The sequence below is a fragment of the Mycoplasma bradburyae genome, from assembly GCF_024339025.1.
Taxonomy (GTDB): domain Bacteria; phylum Bacillota_I; class Bacilli_A; order Mycoplasmatales; family Mycoplasmoidaceae; genus Mycoplasmoides; species Mycoplasmoides bradburyae.
This window is the reverse complement of the sequence record NZ_CP101415.1, coordinates 287,553-309,222: the sequence shown is the minus strand read 5'-3', so window position 1 is coordinate 309,222 and position 21,670 is coordinate 287,553. Positions and strand designations below refer to the sequence as shown.

Annotated in this window: 21 protein-coding genes and 2 tRNA genes; 6 read left to right on the top strand and 17 right to left on the bottom strand. The window is 26.4% G+C overall.

What is annotated here, in order from left to right; all coding sequences use genetic code 4:
* Positions 1–75: 75 nt before the first annotated feature.
* The 4 genes from NMG77_RS01285 to NMG77_RS01270 all read right to left on the bottom strand — a co-directional run bounded on the left by NMG77_RS01285 (position 76) and on the right by NMG77_RS01270 (position 2,169).
* Entirely contained in the window at positions 76–399 is a 324-nt protein-coding gene (locus NMG77_RS01285) for an InlB B-repeat-containing protein (protein WP_255045975.1), read from the bottom strand.
* On the bottom strand, positions 371–547 hold the full coding sequence (locus tag NMG77_RS01280) for a hypothetical protein (protein WP_255045973.1): 177 nt from the start codon (positions 545–547) through the stop codon (positions 371–373). The genes NMG77_RS01285 and NMG77_RS01280 overlap by 29 nt, the downstream gene beginning before the upstream one ends.
* Before the next feature lie 253 nt (positions 548–800).
* Positions 801–1,511, bottom strand: a complete 711-nt coding sequence (locus NMG77_RS01275) for a YgjP family zinc-dependent metalloprotease (protein ID WP_255045972.1) — start codon at positions 1,509–1,511, stop codon at positions 801–803.
* Between the two features lie 100 nt (positions 1,512–1,611).
* Positions 1,612–2,169: an inorganic diphosphatase gene (locus NMG77_RS01270; RefSeq protein WP_255034891.1), complete on the bottom strand. Its 558-nt coding sequence runs from the start codon at positions 2,167–2,169 to the stop codon at positions 1,612–1,614.
* 82 nt (positions 2,170–2,251) lie between these two features.
* Here NMG77_RS01270 and NMG77_RS03890 point away from each other — a divergent pair, with 82 nt between their 5' ends.
* The gene (locus NMG77_RS03890) at positions 2,252–2,938 is read left to right on the top strand and encodes an MPN527 family putative ECF transporter permease subunit (RefSeq protein ID WP_369127947.1); all 687 of its coding nucleotides are present in this window, start codon (positions 2,252–2,254) and stop codon (positions 2,936–2,938) included.
* Positions 2,939–3,055: 117 nt separating this feature from the next.
* Here the strand turns inward: NMG77_RS03890 and NMG77_RS01265 are convergent.
* The 3 genes from NMG77_RS01265 to NMG77_RS01255 form a co-directional block, all read right to left on the bottom strand.
* Positions 3,056–3,141: transfer RNA gene (locus NMG77_RS01265), tRNA-Leu, on the bottom strand.
* A gap of 244 nt (positions 3,142–3,385) precedes the next feature.
* Positions 3,386–3,471: transfer RNA gene (locus tag NMG77_RS01260), tRNA-Leu, on the bottom strand.
* A gap of 70 nt (positions 3,472–3,541) precedes the next feature.
* Complete coding sequence (locus NMG77_RS01255; RefSeq protein WP_255045971.1) at positions 3,542–6,427, bottom strand: arsenic metallochaperone ArsD family protein; 2,886 nt, start codon at positions 6,425–6,427, stop codon at positions 3,542–3,544.
* Positions 6,428–6,585: 158 nt separating this feature from the next.
* On the opposite strand from NMG77_RS01255, the gene NMG77_RS01250 reads away from it, so the two are divergent.
* From NMG77_RS01250 to NMG77_RS01230, 5 genes are read left to right on the top strand one after another with little or no spacing between them, the layout of a single operon-like run.
* On the top strand, positions 6,586–7,482 hold the full coding sequence (locus NMG77_RS01250; protein WP_255034889.1) for an HAD-IIB family hydrolase: 897 nt from the start codon (positions 6,586–6,588) through the stop codon (positions 7,480–7,482).
* A gap of 7 nt (positions 7,483–7,489) precedes the next feature.
* Positions 7,490–8,188, top strand: coding sequence for a PHP domain-containing protein (locus NMG77_RS01245; protein WP_255034888.1), 699 nt, complete (start codon positions 7,490–7,492; stop codon positions 8,186–8,188).
* Between the two features lie 24 nt (positions 8,189–8,212).
* Positions 8,213–9,889 carry an ATP-binding protein gene (locus NMG77_RS01240; protein ID WP_255034887.1) on the top strand — a complete coding sequence of 559 codons (1,677 nt, stop codon included), beginning with the start codon at positions 8,213–8,215 and terminating at the stop codon, positions 9,887–9,889.
* Complete coding sequence (locus NMG77_RS01235; protein WP_255034886.1) at positions 9,882–10,223, top strand: hypothetical protein; 342 nt, start codon at positions 9,882–9,884, stop codon at positions 10,221–10,223. The genes NMG77_RS01240 and NMG77_RS01235 overlap by 8 nt, the downstream gene beginning before the upstream one ends.
* Positions 10,216–10,710 carry an NAD(P)H-dependent oxidoreductase gene (locus tag NMG77_RS01230; protein WP_255034885.1) on the top strand — a complete coding sequence of 165 codons (495 nt, stop codon included), beginning with the start codon at positions 10,216–10,218 and terminating at the stop codon, positions 10,708–10,710. The genes NMG77_RS01235 and NMG77_RS01230 overlap by 8 nt, the downstream gene beginning before the upstream one ends.
* Before the next feature lie 119 nt (positions 10,711–10,829).
* Here the strand turns inward: NMG77_RS01230 and NMG77_RS01225 are convergent, their stop codons facing one another.
* The 10 genes from NMG77_RS01225 to asnS form a co-directional block, all read right to left on the bottom strand.
* On the bottom strand, positions 10,830–11,669 hold the full coding sequence (locus NMG77_RS01225; protein ID WP_255045970.1) for an ABC transporter permease subunit: 840 nt from the start codon (positions 11,667–11,669) through the stop codon (positions 10,830–10,832).
* Positions 11,656–12,627, bottom strand: a complete 972-nt coding sequence (locus tag NMG77_RS01220) for a sugar ABC transporter permease (RefSeq protein WP_255045969.1) — start codon at positions 12,625–12,627, stop codon at positions 11,656–11,658. Before NMG77_RS01220 ends, NMG77_RS01225 begins: the two co-directional genes overlap by 14 nt.
* A gap of 2 nt (positions 12,628–12,629) precedes the next feature.
* Positions 12,630–13,778, bottom strand: a complete 1,149-nt coding sequence (locus NMG77_RS01215) for an ABC transporter ATP-binding protein (RefSeq protein ID WP_255045968.1) — start codon at positions 13,776–13,778, stop codon at positions 12,630–12,632.
* A 30-nt stretch (positions 13,779–13,808) separates the two neighbouring features.
* A complete protein-coding gene (locus NMG77_RS01210; RefSeq protein ID WP_255045967.1) occupies positions 13,809–15,626 on the bottom strand; it encodes a P68 family surface lipoprotein in 1,818 nt (605 codons plus the stop codon).
* Between the two features lie 91 nt (positions 15,627–15,717).
* A complete protein-coding gene (locus NMG77_RS01205) occupies positions 15,718–17,274 on the bottom strand; it encodes an IgG-blocking protein M (protein WP_255045966.1) in 1,557 nt (518 codons plus the stop codon).
* Positions 17,275–17,385: 111 nt separating this feature from the next.
* Positions 17,386–18,453 carry a hypothetical protein gene (locus NMG77_RS01200; protein WP_255034879.1) on the bottom strand — a complete coding sequence of 356 codons (1,068 nt, stop codon included), beginning with the start codon at positions 18,451–18,453 and terminating at the stop codon, positions 17,386–17,388.
* A complete protein-coding gene (locus NMG77_RS01195) occupies positions 18,446–19,147 on the bottom strand; it encodes a 2-C-methyl-D-erythritol 4-phosphate cytidylyltransferase (RefSeq protein ID WP_255034878.1) in 702 nt (233 codons plus the stop codon). Before NMG77_RS01195 ends, NMG77_RS01200 begins: the two co-directional genes overlap by 8 nt.
* Positions 19,131–19,607: a hypothetical protein gene (locus tag NMG77_RS01190; protein ID WP_255045965.1), complete on the bottom strand. Its 477-nt coding sequence runs from the start codon at positions 19,605–19,607 to the stop codon at positions 19,131–19,133. The genes NMG77_RS01195 and NMG77_RS01190 overlap by 17 nt, the downstream gene beginning before the upstream one ends.
* A gap of 10 nt (positions 19,608–19,617) precedes the next feature.
* Positions 19,618–20,256 carry a CDP-diacylglycerol--glycerol-3-phosphate 3-phosphatidyltransferase gene (gene pgsA / locus NMG77_RS01185; RefSeq protein ID WP_255034876.1) on the bottom strand — a complete coding sequence of 213 codons (639 nt, stop codon included), beginning with the start codon at positions 20,254–20,256 and terminating at the stop codon, positions 19,618–19,620.
* Positions 20,237–21,607, bottom strand: a complete 1,371-nt coding sequence (gene asnS / locus NMG77_RS01180; protein WP_255045964.1) for an asparagine--tRNA ligase — start codon at positions 21,605–21,607, stop codon at positions 20,237–20,239. The genes pgsA and asnS overlap by 20 nt, the downstream gene beginning before the upstream one ends.
* Between the last annotated feature and the right edge of the window lie 63 nt (positions 21,608–21,670).

Below are 21,670 nucleotides of genomic sequence, written 5' to 3'. Positions count from 1 at the left end.
AATCGATTCACTTTCTTAAACCTTCTTTAGTATCAGCTCATCCATCAAAGAAACGACCATCAAAAAATAAATTACCTATGAACCAGGTAAATTGATTGTTGAACCTGGCTTAACTCAAAGATTTACCAATTCAGAAGAAGCACCAATTGTATTGAATGTTAATTTTTTAGCATCTGTTGATCAAATTGCATATAAAGTAACGTTCCCGTTACCAAAAAATGCGGCCCTATCAACATATCTAGGATTTTCATCACTAGGATTCGTTCCTCATCCTATGAACTTATATCCGTTTCTAGAAAATTTATTTTTAGGAATAGGGTCACGATCTTTTAATAGAACGTTATTCATAACCCCAGTACCACCATTAGCGTTAAATGATCAGATTCTTTCCTGATTCATTTCTAAGTGTAGTGGCTGAATTATTAACTAAATTAGGAGATCAAAATTGATTTTTAATATTACCACTTAATATTGATATTAAAAATGTGCTAGAAAAAACTGTAGTCGATAATAATTTAGTAATAAAACTTTTCTTTATGCTTTTCATATATATATATATATATATTGATTAGTCTAATCTATAAAATATATTCATATTGCAAAAATGAATGAATTATAGTTTTAGTCTATAATCATTCATTCATTAGATCAATCTTTTGATAGTTAATAAGAATGCTAATCTTATGTTATCAAACTATATTATAAATTATTATTTTCATTATGTATATACTTGATCGATATGGAAAATAGATTAATAACAATAATCTACTTATCAAATTCGGAAAATAATTTTTAATATTTTAACTACTCTTCAGTAATTTATTAAGTTCTTTTCAATTAGGTAAATAATGTTCTAGAATCTTGTAGAACTTTTTTGTATGATTAGTTTCGATTAAATGAACCATTTCATGAACCATGACATACAATAAGCATTCAATTGGTTTCTTAATTAATCTTAAACTAATTCAGATTCGTTTTTTATCAACATTACAAGTACCTCATTTAGTTTTCATATTCTTAACTCGGTATTCATTAGCTTTGATATTCATTTTTAGTTCAAGCTCATTAATAATCGGTTTCATTGCTTGTAATAAAAGCTTTCTATACCAATTATTAAAGATTTTTTCTCTTTGCATATGTTTTAGATGTTTATCAGCTTTGAAGATAATCTGATTATCTTCAATAGCTATACTTGGTTTGTGCTTAGAATCAATTAGAACTAACTTATGTGGTTTATTTCAAAGATAAATAATTTCGTTATCTTGATAGGTATTATTATATAGTTTAGCTGTCGCTAACACCTTTTGTTTAGATTTATTAATAAACTCCAGTTTTTTTAATACAAACGAAACAACAAACTGATCCGTACAATTTAAAGGACAACTAACAATAATATCGCCATAAGGAGGTTTGATCTTTAGATAGATATTCTTCATCCCTTTTTTCTTTATGATCTTAATATCATAATTAAGAACTCTTATGATTTTATTATTGCTTGTTAATCTAGCCATATCTTTATTAACTAAATATTGTTATATTACATTTAATTGATTTACATAAAAAATATAAGTCGCAATAAATGCGACTTATAATAATTAATGCTAAATATAACTATTCTTCGTATTTAACTGGGTACATTTTTTTCATCTTAGCGATGAATTCTTCTTTAGGTAGTGATCCGTAGTTCTTCATTAAAGTTACACAATTCTTGTATTCTTGAATTGCTCATTCAACATCTCTGAAACCTTTAACAACAACTTTTTTGTTTTGTAATAGTTTGTAAGTTTCAAAGAATCCTTTGATTTCTTTAAGGTGGTGATTACCTAAATCGTTTAATGTTTTAATGTTTTCAAAACGTTTATCACAAGAAATAACACCTATTAGCTTGTTGTCGGTTTCACCAGCATCAACCATTCCCATTACACCGATAATTCTTACAGGCACAATAGTTCCTGGTTGGAATGCTTGGTTAGCTATCACTAAACAATCTAATTCATCTCCATCTCAGTCTAAAGCTTCTTTGATGAATCCATAGTTATGTGGGTATACTTCAGATCCATATAAAATACGATCTACAGATATTTGACCTGTTTTACGATCGTATTCATATTTAACGTTTGAACCTTTAGGAATCTCGATTGTTACATTCAGTTCTAATAAATTTGACATTATTAATCTAATTAATTTCTATTAATATAATAATACTTTATTATATTTTATATATAAATAAATTTATATTTATAATAACCACGTGCTAATACAAAAGAAAGATAAGAAAAAGAATAATAATTATAGTTTTAACTTTAAATTATCATTTAACGCTAGTATGCTAGCGTTAGCTATTATATTTGCTTATTTTTCATCTTTAATAAAAATCCCTTTTTTTAGTTCACTCTCTTTAACAATTGACATCTCAATTGTTTTTTTATTGCCCGTTATTTATATTAGCTCTTTAATATCTGCGTTAATGTTGTCATTAACGTTATCTCTCGTTCATTTTATATGAAACCCTAGTAATTGGATAGGAATAATATTTTTAACGATTATTAATGTGTTTGTGATTTTAATTTTTTGTTTTTTAAATTGGCTTTTTAATAAAACTAATTTAAAAAACAAAAAAATTAAATGGTTAATTATCTGGATGTTGATTATACCAATATCTATGGTGTTATTTTCAGCTATAAACGGGATACTGATTACTCCATTGTATTGATGGTGGTTTAGAGCTGTTAAAACAATTAATTTTATAGAAATAGCTAATTATTACAATTCAACTAACAATTTAAGGTTCTTTTTATTGTTTATAGATGATTATTGAACCGGAATTTTCGCTTTGTATTCATTCTTTAATTTTGCGAAATTTAGTTTAATCGCTTTTTTTGCTATTCCTTTATTAATTTTCTTTCAACACAATTTATTTACAAAAAATTTATTTTAATGTTTTTTAAGTATTTAGATGATAAATTGTAATTTTTTAGATAAATTTTGCTTATACACAAAAAAAATGGCATCAACCAAGGATGCCAAGTTAGTTAGTTTATTAGTTATTAGTTATTGGTCCCGGAGATGAGACTTGAACTCACATAGGATAGATCCTGTCAGATTTTGAGTCTGATGCGTCTGCCATTCCGCCACTCCGGGTTAAAAACTTAACAATAAAATTATAACATAATTTTCAAAAAATAAAAATAAATTTATATTTTCATCTTTTTTTAAAAGTTAAAGTTTATTCTTGATAATAAGAATTAATTATCTATTAATTTGATAATCAATCATCTAGCATCTTATTTCAATTAATATCTAGATCATTAATTCTATTTTTTATTAATAAAAAATGGCATCAACCAAGGATGCCAAGTTAGTTAGTTTATTAGTTATTAGTTATTGGTCCTGGAGATGAGACTTGAACTCACATAGGATAGATCCTGTCAGATTTTGAGTCTGATGCGTCTGCCATTCCGCCACTCCAGGTTAAAAACTTAACACTATTATTCTAACATAATCATAAAATGTAAAGGTTTTTAGTGTTTTAGTAATTAAATTATTTTCTTTGTTGGCTTTGATAACGATTAGGAGGTATGTTTCTTAGTTGATTCATTAAATTATCAACATAAGCGTTGCTAAATTTAGGGGAATTATAGAAATTTTGATTATTTTTATCATGAACTATTCTTCAAGTAAGAGCATCAATCTTTTTTAACCAATTGATATTAATTCCAAACATACTTGAAATCTCTTCATTTGTCGGATAGCTACCAAAATGTAAAATATCATTATTATCCATAATTACAGGTAACTTGAAATTAGTTTTCTTTAAATGATTTATTAGTTTAGGATTACTCAAGAATATATCCTTATGATCTTTTAAGTTATAACGGTAACAAGCAACACCATTATCAATTAAGTAGCGTTGTAATAGTTGTAGTTTTGTTTTTAACAACCGCATACCTAAATCATCACCTTCTGTTTTAGAAATCACTGAAGATTCAAATAAGTAAACTTTGAGTTTTTCATTAAACTGGCGATGCTGAGCAACATCAATCATCTTCATAAGCTCACCATATTGTTTTTCTATTAACGAACCCTTCTTGCTATCGTTAACAAGATTTTTTTCATAATCATCAATGATTTCTTTGAATGAAGATAACAATTGTTTTTCATTGTGTTTCTTTTTTTCAATTTCAATATAGTCTCGTAAAGAAAAACCATAAAATCTCAAAACAAAGATAATTCCGATTCACACTAACGGAACAAAAAATACGATTGAAGCAATAATAATAAATCTAAATACCCAACTAGGATTAGCTCCAAATCCGTAATAACGATACTTAAAATTTAATCCAGGGATTGGTTCATAATAATTTTTGACTAAAGGATTTTGAACAAGAGCTTGCATTTTAAATGATTGATTCATTAGATCCAAATCTTCTTTTTTAATTAAAAGTAGAAGATTTGGTCTACGATTATTAGTCCCTCGGTTGTATTTTATAAATAAATTAATGTACTGATTCTTAATACGATAATCATCTCCATAAGGAGTAATTATTTTTTGTACATTATAAACAAAAAGATCATCATTACCAGGGTTTAGCAATAACTCACCATTACCAAGATAAGCATCTCTTGCTGATATAGTATTTTGATAATTATTATCGATTATTAATTGATCAGTTGCTTCATCGATCGAAAAATTGAATAACGATAATGCATTAAGATTAGAATTATTAGAATCCAAATACACTAAGATATTTTGAATTCCGTTTAACGAAACTACATTCTTAATCGGGTAGATACCAAAATTAGAATCATTCGAAATTTGTTGAGTTTTATCTAAAATATTTTGATTGATTGATGTTATTGGTCTTGAGATGTATCCACCATTTTTTTTCTCAACAACATACACAAGAGCTACTTTATTATCAACATTCTGCTTCTTTTTAGATCAAAAAATAATAATTGTATTGTTTGCAGTATCATCTCTAATTGAAGCATAATTAGCTGAGCTGATCGAATTAACATAATTATCTCAGTTATATTTATCATTTCCTGAACCAAAATGATTCATTAAAGTTGAAGGTGGTTGAATTACATAATATCTATCGTTTGTATCAAAAACAATCGTAAGATCATTAAATTGCATTGTAAAAGCACCGAAATCAAACCCAAAAGAAAAATTCGATACATTGTTATAAAAATAATTTGAAGTTGAAGATAATTTGGATTTTAGTCTTAATTCTTCTTTATTATTAAATAACTCACCATTGTTATTAAAGTTAAAATCTTCATAACCAGAAACGGTTAAAAACATTGGGTTAAGTTTTTTTAGATTCGTATTCGGACTATCTTCTATAGGTGATACAAATGCGCCTAAAGAATCTAAAACTGTTAAATTTAATCTAAATGTCCCTAATAACTGAAGATCAGTGCTATTACTTCTAACAGGTTTTACATCGTTATCCCCAAAATTTAGAACATTATCATCACCAATAGAAAAACTACCACCAATTTGAATCTGTCCAGTATCTGAGATTACTTTAGCTCCTGCTATCGCACCACGAATCACATAACTAAACCGATCATCTTCAAAAATCGGTAAATTGACAGATTTATTGTTATTATTGTGATTTACTCATCCTCCTATCAAAACAGCATAAGGTCATCCGATAACGCTATTAAGATTCTTATCAATTCTGAAAATACCTAATGATTGAAATCTATCACTTATCATTGGATCTATATTTCCATTACCACCAACAATATAGATATTTTGACGATAAATAACCACATTAGCTAAATTGGATAAGTAGTTATTATAAGAAAAAACAAACTGACCGTTATTTGTTAAACCTACAGTATTTTTTAAAAACTCTGGACTGTTATTTCAAGATGAAGGGATATTACTAATTAATGACTGAGGATCAATAAAAATTTCAGCTTGATAATCAACCCTTTTATTAATATCTCGATCAAGATTTTCTTTTAACTTAGTAATTGAACCAAAACCAGTTGGATCACCATTAGAATAAGCTCTAATAGCAATTTCATCATTATTCTTAGGCGCTGTTAAAACATAAAAAGAACTAGGATCATTAGTATCTTGAATTACTTCAATAACATGGCGACTAACAGAGTTTCTGCTTTCAAAACGATAAATTCATAAAGTGTTATAAAAATAATCTGTGCGATAAATGTCGCTATCATTTTCTCCAGAGATAAAAATATAACCACCATTAGTTAGTTTCAAGCCATTAAAATTGTTATTATGCTCATAACCAGGTTTTTGTGTTGGATCAAATTTTTCAATACTTTTTCTATAAATTGATCCGTTATCATTTATAGTATCTGTAGTGTTGCTAACAGATAATTCTGCTTGATTTTTTAATCGATTTGAGTAAATAAAACCATTATTATTACTAGGTTTTAGCAAACCAAACAGCAATAACAACAGTAAAGATAATAGGAATGTTAGACTGATAAAAATCAGTTTTTTTAGCTTACGTATTAACACTCTATACTATTTTCTTATAATATTTATTTTAAATTTAAAGATTATTGTATTTTAAAATTATAATAACTGCAAAAAATATGAGTTTAATAAATACGAAATTCGTTTATACTGATTTAGACGATACTATCATTACTTCTAAGAAAGAATCTAAGTTCTTATATAAAGGTCAAAGATACAAAGATCTATTCGATGTTCCAGCTGAAGTTGTTGAAGCTTTTCAAAAACTTATTAAAAAAGGAATATACACTGGAATAGCAACTGGTAGAGATTACCGTAAGGTATATCCATTATTAGCTAGCACTGATATGTTTAATTTACCTACGATTACTGACGACGGTGCTTGTGTTTTTATTAACAATAAATGTGTTAAAGCTACATTTATTGATCGTTCAGTAATTAATCGTTTCATAAAATTAGCTAAGAAATTTAAGAACATATCTTATACAATTAATACTCCTTATGGGGTTTATGTTTCTAAGAATAAATCTTGATGAACATTACAAGATGAATTCATTAATGAGAAATATCCTAATGAGATGTTTAAATTAAGATATGTTGATCTGTCTAAAGTAACTAATTTTTACAACGATCAAATCACTGCTATGACAATTAGCACTAAACCAATCGCACTTAAACCATTAACTCAGCGTGAAACTGATTTCTTTATTGATTTAAGTAATTATGGTAATGTTCGCGTTACCAAATACAAACAAGACGTAGTAATTCGTCCAAATGAATCTAAAGCTAGTGGTATTTTCTGAGTAAAGAATAACTTTAATAACAAGATTACTAAAGATAATACAATTTGTTTTGGGGATAATCACAACGATGTAGATATGTTTAAGTGATCGAATTTAAGTGTTGCTGTAAATAATGCTAAAGACGTTTATAAGTCATTTGCAAAATATCTAGCTGATGATTGTCAAAACTTTGGTGTTGCTAAATTTATTAACCAACACTTGCTAGAGGACTAATAAAACAATGTCAAAACAAATTGTTGATCTCCATATTCATAGCCATAATTCAATGTATATAGGAGAAAAACAAGTTCCTAAAACTATTTTTAGCGGTGATAAATACTTATCTACACTAAAAGAAAATAATGTCAGAGCATTTAGTTTTACTGATCATGATACTTTTAGTGATACTTTTTATTTTGAACTGCAAGATTTAATAAGTAAAATCGATGATTATAAGATTTCAATCTTTCCTGGGGTCGAATTTAGAATTAAATCTAAAAATAGAATTAAGGGTGCTGATTGCAACTTTGTTTTTGACAACCAATTATCTAAAGAACGAATTCAAGAACTTTCTAGACTTGTAAGTAAGTTGCAATCTAGAAAACATGGCGCTGATATTAAAACATTAGTTAAGCATTTTAGCAATGCTAACTATGTTTTTTTTATTATCCCAGATGTCGGTAAATCTGGCAGTTGTTCTTATGAGGATTTTCAAGATGTTATTGAATATGTTAAATATGTTGAATGTGATAAGAATAATAGTAATCGCTTATCCAATCTAATTAAACAAGGATTAAATATTGATTACAAGCAAGTATTTTTTAGCGATTGTCATAATATTAATAACTATCATTTGAAGCCTTCAAAAACTTTAATTAACGTAAATGAAAATAAAATTATTGACTTTGAAGATTTAAAAAATCTTCTTTTTATAGAATAAAAACATATATTTATATGAAGGTATATGATTGAACAAAAATACATAAAACAATTGGTATTGAGCAATAGTTCAATAACCCAAACCTTAGAATTTGATAAGGGTGTAAATGTTATTATCGGAACTAAAGGAGGAGGTAAATCTACCTTATTAAAAATCCTTTATGCATTGCATAATAATGTAGCTACTTATGACAAGGAAATTAATGAAATTACCAATCAATTCGGATTCAGTATCAAAAAGTTAGTCTATTCTAACGGCGACACTATTGAGTGATCGAGAGTTAGAAACAAAGAAAAAGATACTGTTAAAAGAGGAGATTTTGTAAAACAAGACGATGATATCAAAACGCAATTTGATATCATCCAAAAATTTAAAAAGGAAAAAAATAAATTCCTATCAAACACCTCTGAGATAGTTGCTAATAATTTAAAACCTTTTTTTGAAAAATATATTGAAGGTATCGATGAAATAGATGATGATTTATCCAAATTAAATAATTTCGCTTTTGGCGACATTTTTAAATTGAATAACGCTAAAAATAGAGTTATTTTAGAACAGTTACAAGATTTTTTAAAAGTTTCAACTAATCAAGAACTTTTAAAAAATAACGAAGTAGCTGCTAAAAAACATGATGAATTATTAAGTATTTTAGATAAATTTAATAATGAGTTAAACCAAAATATTAAGTATTTTGATAGTGATTTTTTTATTGATCAAGAAGGTTATGAAACAGTTGTTAAAGCTCTTGATATAATCCGTGGTATCCACTATAAAAATATTCAAAGTAAGAAATTTGATAACATCAAGTACATAGCATCGCAAAAAGCTTATGAGCATTATCAAAAACTTTTATCTGAATCAGAAGATATTACTAACAGAATAGCATCAGCCCCAAAATTACTGGATGATTATTTTGAAAAGATCGGTAAATCTATCGCTACTAATTTTGCATTTTTTGATGGTTTCAAAAGAGAAAATTTCTACGCAATACCAATTAAAAATAAAACTATCAGCGAAAGCGATCCTGATATTGAATTTGGAATTGATCTTAAGTTTAACATTCATGAAACTAATCAAAATGATGTATTCTTATATGATTTTTTATCTAAATTTTTATATAAACCTAGTGGTAAAGATTCAACTGATAAGGCTGAATGAGTTTCTTATAATATCGGAAAAAACATTAAAAAAAGTATAGATAAAATTTCTGATCAATTAAAAGAAAATTTTACCAAAAATCTATCAGATAATATAACGGTTTTGTTGAATGGTAAGGATTACAAAAAATTGTCATTAGGAACAAGATCTAGTTATGGTGTAAGTAGAGTTATCAGAAATTGTACTTCATCTATCTTATTCTTAGACCAACCTGAAGATAATGTTGATAGTTATACGATTACTAAAACATTAATACCTGAACTTAATAATAATAAGAACATTAACCAAATATTTGTTGTTACCCATAATGCCAATACAGGGGTTTTAACTAATCCATCAACAACTACTGTGTGTTCTTTTACTAATAACGATTTAGCTAATTCTTATCGCCAAACGAGTTTTAGGGATAAAATAGAAATAATCGAAAACGAAATAATTAATACCAATCCTTCAATTCACTATTTAGAAGGCGGTGACAAAGCATTAAATGACAGATATGAAAAATTAATTAAGAATATCAAGGAAGACAGCCAAAATGAATAAATTGTATTTTTATAAAGAAAACGACGATTATATCGTTGAATTAAAAAATGAAGCAGGGAAATCAGTTAATAAATTTATATTTTCTGAAACTAAAGATAAACCTGATTTTCAAAAAGGTTTATTAGAACTAGGTACATACATTCAACCTGAAGTTGCTGAAAGCGATAAATTCAACTTAGAATTAGTAGAATTATCCGATGAGCAAAAAAAGGATAATGTTTTAAAAACATTTTATGATGTATTTGATAAGTTTGTTGTCTCATTTAAGCAACAATATATCGAAACACAAAAAGAAATAAGTAGACGTTTAAAAGAATGAAATAAAGATGAATAAAATAGTTGTTATTTCTTGTTCAAATACCGATATAAAAAAATCAATTAACTATGATTTAGCTAATAAAATAGCTACCATGGGTTCATTTGATTTTATTAACTTGGTAGATTATCAAGTGGATTATTTTTCAAACGACATTATGGATAATGTCCCTGATAAAATCAAAGAACTAAGCGAAAAAATAAATCAATACAATGAATTAATTTTAGTTACACCTGAAATTAATGGTTATTTACCAAGCTTTGCTAAAAATATTTTTGATTGATTATCACTTAATAAGAAGTGATTAACAAATAAAAAAGCTTATGTATTATCAGCTACACCAGGAATGAAGGGCGGCCCTAAAGTAAGAAGATTACTATCCGATTTTTTAGGTTATTTTGGCGCAGAAATTTTTGGATCAGTTGGTTTCAGTGATTACCAATTAAATCAAGACCGTAAAAAGGAGATTCAAGAATTTGTTAACAGCGTTATTTCAAACTCATAATTTTTATAAATTTCAAATTCTTAGATATAAATACCAATTAAAACTTAATCCAAAAGAATGATTAATAAAAAAGACGAGCTAAATTAGCTCGTCTTTTTTATTTTGTTTGTATTAGTTAATTATGAAACCATTTTATACATTCTTTTATTAATTATTCTTGAACATACAAAATATATCGATAATGGGATTAATGTCGAGATAAAAGCACCTGCCGCTCTAACATTAATTAAATCTAACATATCGATCATACCTAATTTAATAAATCATGTACTAATCGTATTAATTGGCATAGAGTCATTATAAACTCTACCAGATAAGATTAATTGTGGTCATAAGAATGAATTTCATCCTTCAATTGTAGTAAAGATAATTAAAAGATAAATTGGTACTTTTAATTTTGGTAAGTAGATATGAAAAAACGCTTGAAAACCGTTAATACGATCAATTCTCATTACATTTTTCTTATTTTCATATTCTTTATTAATAGCGCTATAAAACAACATTAACATAAAGAATGAAAACAGCATTGTTAGACTTAAAACAAAAGCTAATGAGTCATTATTAATTATTCTTGCTTCATTTAATGTTCTGAATAAATAAAGATAAATTGATATTTCGGGAATAAATGAAGTAATCAAGAAAAATATAAATAATATTTTTCTTAAACTTAACGAGACTTTATTCAAGCCAAAAGCAGCTAATAATGTCGATCCTAGTTTTAAGACAATTAGAATTAAAACTGATAAGAATGTTAATAAGAATGAATATCAAAATTCTCTATCAATTAAACCTTTATAGTTTTCATAATGAAATCCATCTGGCAATAAAGAAGCTATATTTTTTAAAATCTGATCGTTAGATGTAAATGAAAGAACGATTAGATAATACAAAGGGAATAGCACTAATAAGATAAGAATAACGATTATTATTGCAAAGACGATATGCTTAAAGATTTTCATTAGTATTACCCACTTTTTTCATCTTAACTCTTAGACCATTAATTAACTTAATTAGGTTTATTTTTTTAACAATCATAAAGATAATTGATATGAATGATAAATATAATATGATGACTACATTAGCAGCTGCAGCTAACGGATAATTTAGTTGCGCTGATGAATTTTCATTAGGATTTATATGATCATAAAGATAACTAGCTAATGTATTCCCTTTAGTTAATCTTAGATTGGTATTAACAATTGCTGAAGGATAAAATAATCCAGCATTAGCAAAGTTGACATATAATATTAATCAAAAAACTGTATTAGCATTTTTTAGATATACATATCAAACCTTGTGTCAAAATTTAATTCGATCAATTTGAATTACTCGATTATATTTTTCTAACGAGCTTGAAAAACTGAAACTAATCATTACAACATTAAAAGGCAATAATCTTCAAATATAGTAAATAAAATAAACGATTAAAATTTTTCTACCTTCATAATCGTTAGTGAATCTAATCTTGGTATCAAACAAGCGATTGAACCCATCATTGTTAGTTCCGAATAGATAAATAAATGAAACTCCGACAGCAAATGCTGATGTAAAGAATTGCGAAAACAAACAAACAACAGTTATGTTTCTAAATATTTTAGAAGAAATCTCACAAAAGATTAGCGATAAAATGAACGCTAATATAATAACAGACGGAGTACCTAAAAATATCAATAAATTTGTATTAAATAACGCATCTTTAAACTCAGTATCGTTAACTAATTCTTTAAAATTTTTTATACCAAAAGAGTAATTAATCATGCTATGTTTAGCATACACTTTAAAAGACTCTATAAATGACAAAATTATCGGTAAAAATGTAAAAAAAACTAAGAGTAAAATAATTGGTATCAATAAAATTAATCCAATTGTATTACTCTTAATTTTATCTTTTCTTTTAGCTATTTTATCTATCAACATAACTACTCCAGAACCATAATATCTTTTTCGTTAAATGATATTTTTATACCATCATTAACATTAAATTCATGCGACTTAACTATTACTTTACTTAACCCTTCAAAAAGATCAGATGAAAATTCAATAACATCTTGAGAACCCATACTTTGGATGTTTTGAATTTTGGTTTGTGATTCTGAATCTTTTTCTATCGTTAATTTATTAGGTCTTATATATTTATTTGTTGAATTAGCTATTTTAATGATTTCAGGAAAACCTACAAATTTTGCTGTAGCTAAGTTAATCGGTGAATTATAAATAATTTTTGGTCGATCAAATTGCGCTATAGTGTTATTGTTAATAAACATAATTCGATCGCTTATCAACATTGCATCGTTTTGATCGTGAGTCACTAAAATCATTGATATTCCATATTCTTTTTGAATTTTTCTTAATCAATCTCTAGAACTTTCTTTTATTTTTGCGTCAAGTGAAGCGAATGGTTCATCTAATAAAATAAGTTTAATATGTTTTATTAATGATTTAGCTATCGCTACGCGTTGCTTTTGACCGCCTGATAAATTAGATGATTTTGTATATAAAACATCAATAATATTCAAACGATTAGCAACATCAATAATTTGCTTTTTTATTGACTTTTTTAACTCTTTAAAAAATTGAAAATATTTTTTATTTTTTTTAAAAAACAGCGTAAAATTTAATAAAAATAAATTTCATTTAAATTTTCTTTTTTGCCTTTTATTATTTATTGATAGTTTTAAAAAATTTTTAAATTCTTTATGTTTTTTTTCATCAATTACTCCTATTTTTAAATAGCAATCTAAATATGTAGAGTAAAATTGATTGTAAGAGTTAATTAATGATAAATAAATATTTTTATAGACACTTATTTCTTCATATAAAATAGAGTTTTGAAAAACAAATCCTAACTCAATATCACTAACTTTATCATAACCGGTAAATTTAATTAAACCTTTTACAGGTTTTATGAATCCAGCTATAGCATTTAATAAAGTAGTTTTGCCGCAACCACTAGGACCTAATATTGAAACTAATTCACCTTCATAAATCTTAGCGCTGATGTTTTTCAAAACATCTTTATTCTTATATGAAACACTCAGATTCTCGATTGTTAGTATCTCTTTTTCCATTTTCACTTATCATTATTGCTTTAATACTAATTATTTATCTAACTCTTTATCAATCAATTCGAATATTTTATCAGGTGTGATTGAATTAGAATTAAATACCGATGTATTTAAAATGTTATCACTAATAAATTTAAACGTCTTTGCTGTTTTAGCATCATTTTTAATATCAACTATAGAAACATTTGTTTTATTGTTATCAAGAAGAACGGCAATTCCGTTTCTTATCGTTAAACCTGATTGCATAAAGTAATAAGAATCTCATTCTTGCGCTTTATTTTTATATAAATCGATTTTTTGTTCATTCGTCAGTTCGGAATAATCAAAACTTTTTTTCAATTCCTTAATTTGATTATTTCTTCTAACGTTTTCTGCTTTTCAGTTACTCTTTAAAGGAACAAAGTATCCACTTCTATCTTCAATAGTTTCAATTATAGGATCGCTAGGATTTATTCAACCAGAATTTTTATATGAATATAAAAATTTAATAAAGTTAATGGTTGCTTTATCGACTTTTTCATCACCTGATGAAATTGGAATTAAATAAGATCCGCCTATTTGGTAAGTATATTTATCTGAATCATCAATTTTAGTTATTTGTGATGTTCAATAAACATCATCTGGTTTAACAAATTTTTGTTCTGCATCTTTAATTATTTCTAGATCTGATTTATTATTTTTATTAGCAATAAAATTATCTATTGAATATTTAGATATTGTTGCTTGGGATATACCTACTGTCGGCCCAATCGCAAATGCAGCATTGCTATTTCTAATATCATTAAAACTAAAATTATCTTTACCGCTATTATTTAATTTAATTGATCTGATATCAAATTTATTTTTTGTTCTAAAAACTTTAATATTATCGTATCAAAATTGAATTGTTTTTTTAGTTATTTCTCTTGTTTGTTCATTCTTAAAATTATCAAAATTTACCGCAAATTCTTTATCATTTTTAGGATTCGCTTTTAAATTTCATAAGAATGTTTCTTCAGAATTACCTAATTTATTTCATAAATGTTTAGTGAATAAATTTCTTTCATAATCAATTTCTAGAATTGAATAATTTGCATCAGGAGTAGCAATTGAAAAATCAATTCCGTTGTATATAATGCTACTAAATTTAAATATTGATTCTAGATTGTCAAAGGTAGAATCATCAATTGTTTTACCTTTAAAAACATCATGAGATTTTGGAGTTAATTTTAATCAAAAACTATCTTCTGGTAACGCAGTTTTAGTGATTAAGTGATTATATATCTTAGATTGTTTAACAACTATTCCGCCACCTGCTTCAAAAATGCTAAATAGTTTTAGCATTACTGGTTTATTAAAATATAAAACATCTAAATCAGTTAAATCGAACGGTAATGCGCTTTGATTTGAATGATTAACACCAACTATTTTTTTAGTAATCTGATTGATTTGTTCAATAAATGGTTGAGACTTAAAGAATTCATCAGAGCTAACATCGAGAATTCTTTGATATTGATTGATTAAACTTGACCCAGAAATACTACCTAAAAACAAATTAGGTACATTATCAGATTTTTGTTTAATTTTATGTGAAATCGTATTAGCTAATTTGAATTCTGAATCAACTTTAGTTATTTCTGAGTTTTGATATACTACTTTTAAAAAATCAGGATTATTCGCGTGATTTTTATTATAAGTTTCCACAAGCGAATGCATTATCCGGTCTAATGGAAATGATTTATTTTGCGCACTCTGAAAAATAATCGTTTTTTTAGGTTCTTGTTCTTTTGATGAAAATGAACAAGAACTAAAAATAATTCCAGACAAACCTATTGAAAATAAAACGCGAGATAGTTTACTTATTAACTTCATAATTGACTATAGAATTATAAAAGAATTCAATAACAGAAGTTAATAATAAGACTTATTTATAGGTAATTACTTAAACCAAAAAACTCCAAGTCTAGTTTTTAATAATTAGGTAAGAAAGTTTTTCTTTAAAGTTTTTTGCTAATTCAATTAAAGAACTATTTTTTAAACGAATTTTAGAAATATCTAAATCCTTAATTTTATGGTTGTTAGCTAAATATTCACCGACAACACGCAAAACAACTTCAGGTAATACTTCTTTTTCAGAAGATACTACTAAGCGCAATTCTCGTTCTTTAGATTCAGTATTTGTTACTGGATTAGTTACCTTTTTAGGTTTCTTATCTTCAATAGACCTATTTGTATTATTATTTTCAATGGTTACATTAACGTTATTTTCTGATCTATTTCAACTATCAGTTTTAAGAATTGAAATCTTATTAGCGTCATTATCACTATATTTAATACTTAAAGCATACACATCAAAGTTTTCGTCTAGATTTTTAACAATGAAGTTGTTGATTGAAGTAATGCCGGTATTACTAAAATCTAATGATGTTATATAACCACCAGAGAATTGCCCTTGAGTATAACGTTCATAAAAACGTCTTACATAAACATCTTGAAAAACACCTAAAGCTTGTTCGTTAGTTAAACTAGTTCCATAAAGATTAATTTCTTGGAACGGTTTAGATAAAGCGGTGTCAAAAATTAAATGCGTATCAGGATTTAGAGCTAAAGGATTGTATTCTGTTAAATAAGGCGTGTATAGTTCTAATTCTTTAATATCATTATTACTTAAATTGAAATCAAATTTACTAAGTAGATTTGATTTTATTGTTAATTTTTTAACTGAACTAGGGAATTCTAGTTGTTTCATTATATTGTTATCAGCATTATCCAAGATAACAAAATCAGGATTATATTTTTTTAGCGTTTCGTTAATAAAGAAACTATTAGCTTGATACAAATTAATGTTCATCGCCATAACTTGAGTTTGACTAGGATTAATTTTTTCAATTAATCTAGAACTAGCTTCATATTTGTAATAAGAAATTTTATTATTAATATTATTGAAATCTGAAGCATTCCAACCTTCGTAACGATTAGAAAATATATCATTATAAGATCTTTCGTTTTTTTGATATATTTGGTTAGAATCTAAGATCGGCATAAACACACGATCGTTGTAATAGTATGGCGATTGATAATGATTGTTATCATCATCAGGATAACCAGAGATAAAATCGCTTGTATGATTAGTTTTTTGCTTAGCGAAAATTTTTATTGGTGCAGGTTTTTTATTATTATCAGTTTGATTATCGTTCTTATCATCTTCGTCGCTTACAAGTGATACAGAACTTTTAATAGATAAATTATTAACAATTGAACTATATAGATTTTTTTGTAATTCAAATTCTAGATTTTCAATTTTAAACTTTGCAATAGTTTGATAACCAATAAGAATATTAGGTCTGGGTAGGTCATTATTATCCAAGATGTTTGACTTACTGTTAGCATTATATGAGTTAGATATCTTCACAGAAGTATAAACAATCCCGCTGATAAGTAAGGAAAGTGTTACTACTGATGAAAAGATCCAAACTAATGTCTTGTTATATTTTCGCAAAGTATATTTTTTGTGTTTCATATATATATATATATATATATATAGTAAATATTAGACGTTCTTAACGTCTTTAATAAATCAAACTTTCTAGAATTTTTACAATTTATCTTGTCTTCTTAATTATATCACTATTTAATCATTAAAATCATCTGAATGGTTAATTAAAAAACTCTTGGTAGAATCACTAAAATCAAAAGTGTTTAGATCATTAACAATATTACTAGTATTATCTATTGTTGTTGTATTGTTTAACTTAAAATCTTCAATACCTATTGTTGGCGAGTTAATCATCGAATCATAACTAGTAGTATTGTTTCTTGGTTGGTAATCAAAATCTAAACTATCGTTATTAGCAATATCACTCAGTTCTTTAGTTATCGTTTCATAGTTATTGATCTGTTGATCAATATCAAACATTCTTCGTCTTAATGAATCAATTTCGCTATGCAAACTGCTACTTGATCCTAAATTATTATTCGAATTTATCGAAAAATCGGAATTATCAAAAGCTTTGTTATAACTTTCATTACCATCATAAGAATTTCAAGGTGAAGAATAGCCCAAGAATTGATTATCATATTTATTATTTTGATAACTATAACGATCTTGTTTATATTCTGGTGAATATTTTGTCGCAAATTCATCATTATCAAAATCATACTTTGATTGATAACGATTCATTTCACCTAAACTTGAAAACCTTTGATCTATTGAAGGATATTCTTCTTTTGAAATATTGTTAACGTAGTTATTACTGCCAACAAAATCATCTTGATAATTTTTTTGGTAATCCTGTTTTTTAGATGATGTTGAATCCTTTGTTAAAAGACTAATTACATGTTTTTTAACAAAAGCTTCATATCACGCTGATTGATTTTTGTTTGCTTGATATACTACTTTATCATTAACTATAAATCCAATGTTATCAATTAATGGTTTCTTTTGTTTTCAAATATTCGTAATAAAACTAACATCATCATACAAAGATTCTTCTTTAAGAATAATATAAAACCTATCAACATATGCGTTGATATTATCAATTTCATAAGAACAATTGATTGCTAACTCAAACATTTGTTTGTAATTAGTTACATAGCACATTCCGATTGTTTCGTTATTTTCAATTTTAATAATGTTGTAACGAAACAATTTCTTATTATCGATTGCTAAATCAAAATTGGTTTTGTAAAGGTTATTCATTTTCTTTGTATTTTATTAATGCTTCAAAACGCTTTAAGTCATCTAGTGTAGTTATCTTGAAACAATCAATATTAGCCCTTATCAAATGGGGTTTTATACCCTTTAATTTTAATAAAAAATGAGTTAAATCTAAATAATCTTCATTGATATTAGTTAAATCTTTTATATTTCTTAATCAAGTCCCTTGGGGAGTATAGATCATTTTAGTCTTATTTCGATCAAGAAGATTCTTGAATTGATTATTTTCATCAATCGAGATAACTGTTGAAGAAATGTCATAATATAGAGTAACAACTTCGGATTTATCTAATTCATTGATACAATCGATTAAACATTCCTTATTAATATTGGCTCTAGCACTGTCATGAATAATAAGCTTTGTGTCGCCATCGTACTTATCTTTTATTTTATTTATAGCGTTAATAAAAGATGCATGCCGATTGATTGTTGATCCTTGAATAACATTAACTTCTTTTTGATTAATATGTTTAGCTTGGATTTGTTCTAAATATTCTCGATTAACAACTAAATATATCTCATTAAATAATTTAGATGATAAAAAAAGATCGAGACTGTATTCATAGATCATTTTATTATCAACTAAATAAAACTGTTTTAGTTGTTTAGTTAAATTCAATCTTCTAGAAGAACCGCTAGCTAAAATAACGCCAACTGTTTTATTTTTTTGTTTCATTAATCAAGATTATTTCTTCCATCAATTTACTTAATAGGATCATGCTTACTGGATGGATATAGTTATCTGATTCGTATTTTGATAAATCAATTGTATGTTGTATTGTTTTATCTTTAATAATAAAACTAAAGATTAACTCCTTAGTTTTATGTTGATCAAAATGTACAAAGTTAATCAGAACATCAGATTTAAAATATCTATTAGCGATTTGAGATATGTAATCATGTTCATTAATTGACCAGATTTGGTCATTGTTAATTGGTTGGTATTTATTTAATTTAATGAAATTATTAATGCTATTAGAATTTTTAAAAATCATTGAACCATTAAACAACTTATCTAGTTTATTAGAAACTAATAAAGCGTTAGCGATTATTCCGTTGCTATGCGATTCAATTATGGCTATTGTTCAATTATTTTTAATTAAGGCATTAACTATTATATCTTTGTAATCAATCATTTTAATCGCTTTATTTTGTGTTTATATTAATCGTTTTAAATTTCTTAAAGATTTGATAAGAATAAATTCCGCCAGATAATACTGATAAGAAAGTAGCTAAATAATAACCTATATTAAAAACCTGATCAACAATAGTATTTGTTGAAGAAAACTGTCCACGAATAAAGAATGTAACAATGATTGCTAACATCTGAACTGTTGTTTTTAATTTACCAAAAATATTAGCTGGCACAACAATATTTTTAGTCGAAACAAACATTCTTAGACCATCAATGTAGGTATCTCTAAGGATTAGGATAATTACTAAATAAAAATTAACAACACCAATATAAGCAAAGTAAATTAGTACGCTGTTTACCAATAGTTTATCCGCTATCGGATCAAATACTTTCCCAAATGTTGATACTAATTTATATTTTCTTGCTAAATATCCATCTAAAAAATCAGATATTGACGCAACTACAAATAAGATCCCAATAATCAAGAAATAAAGGTTTATTCTTAGAGTATCTAAAGATGCAAAATCAATCTGATAAACGGTATTTTTATCAGATTGACTAAAATAAAATAATACTAAAATTGGGATTAGTAAAAAAATTCTTAAAGCAGTTAAAAAATTAGGGATGTTTCTAAAAATCAAGTTGCCCATGGAAACGAGGGAAAGGAATTGCGTCACGAATGTTGTCACAACCTGTAACATACATTAATAGACGATCAAACCCTAAACCAAAACCAGCTGAACGGTAGTAACCGTATTTTCTTAGATCTAAATATCATTGCAAGTTATTAAATTCTGGATCTAGATCTAATTCTAAACAACGACTTAATAATTTGTTGTAGCTGTCTTCACGTTGAGAACCACCACAGATTTCACCGATGCCTGGAGCTAGTAAATCAGTAGCAGCAACAGTTAAATTATCATCGTTTTGTTTCATGTAGAAAGCTTTGATTGCTTTTGGATAGTTAACAATGAATACAGGCGCTTTATAAACTTTTTCGCAGATGTATCTTTCATGTTCAGTTTTAAGATCCATTCCAAATTCGATATCTTTAACTTCAAAATTAACACCTTCAGCCACAGCTTTTTTAAGAATTTCGATTGCTTGACGATATTCAACTCTAGCAAATTCGTTATTAACCACATTATTTAATTTTTCAATTAAACCTGGTTCTAGATTTTCATTACATCATTCTAGTTCTGGTCTAGCATATTCAAATAAATAATAAATTGCATGCTTAATGCATTGTTCCATAAGGATTGTTAATTTTTCTAAATCCATTAATGAAACTTCTGGTTCAATCATTCAGAATTCTGATAAATGTTTAGAAGTGTGTGATTTTTCTGCACGGAATGTAGGCCCAAAAGTAAATACACGTTTAAACGCTTGAGAATATGCTTCTGAAGCGAATTGACCACTAACAGTTAAGCTTGCTTTTTTATTGAAATAATTTGGTTCATTAGCACTGATTACTTCGAATGATTCACCAGCACCTTCAGCATCATTAGATGTGATAATAGGTGCATGAACATATAAGAAGTCATTATTTTTGAAAAATTCAAAGAACGCATTCGCTAATTCACTTCTAATCTTCATGATCGCATAAAACTTATTAGTTCTAGGTCTTAAGTGAGCATTTTCACGTAAGAATTCAGGACCATGAGCTTTCTTTTGTAATGGGTATGAAGCGTCTGCTTCTTTTAAAACTAAAATTTTAGAAGCTTGAATTTCAAATGGTTGTTTTTTATCAGGAGTATTTCTAACAATACCTTTAACTAAAATTGTAGACGCTAAATTTAACTTACTAATTTCATCAAAATTAGCGATGTTTTCTTTTTTAAATACGATTTGAATTGTTTCAAGAGAAGTGCCGTCAGAAAAAGCAATAAATCCAATCGCTGCAGATGAACGAATAGATTTAAAACCTCCAACTAATACTACTTCTTCATCTTCTCTTTTCGAGTGAGAACTAAGTAGTTCTTTAATTTCAATAAGTTGCATAATGTTTATTTATCTTAATAATTTTTCTTAAATGTTATGACTTGTAAATTATATTAAAAATAA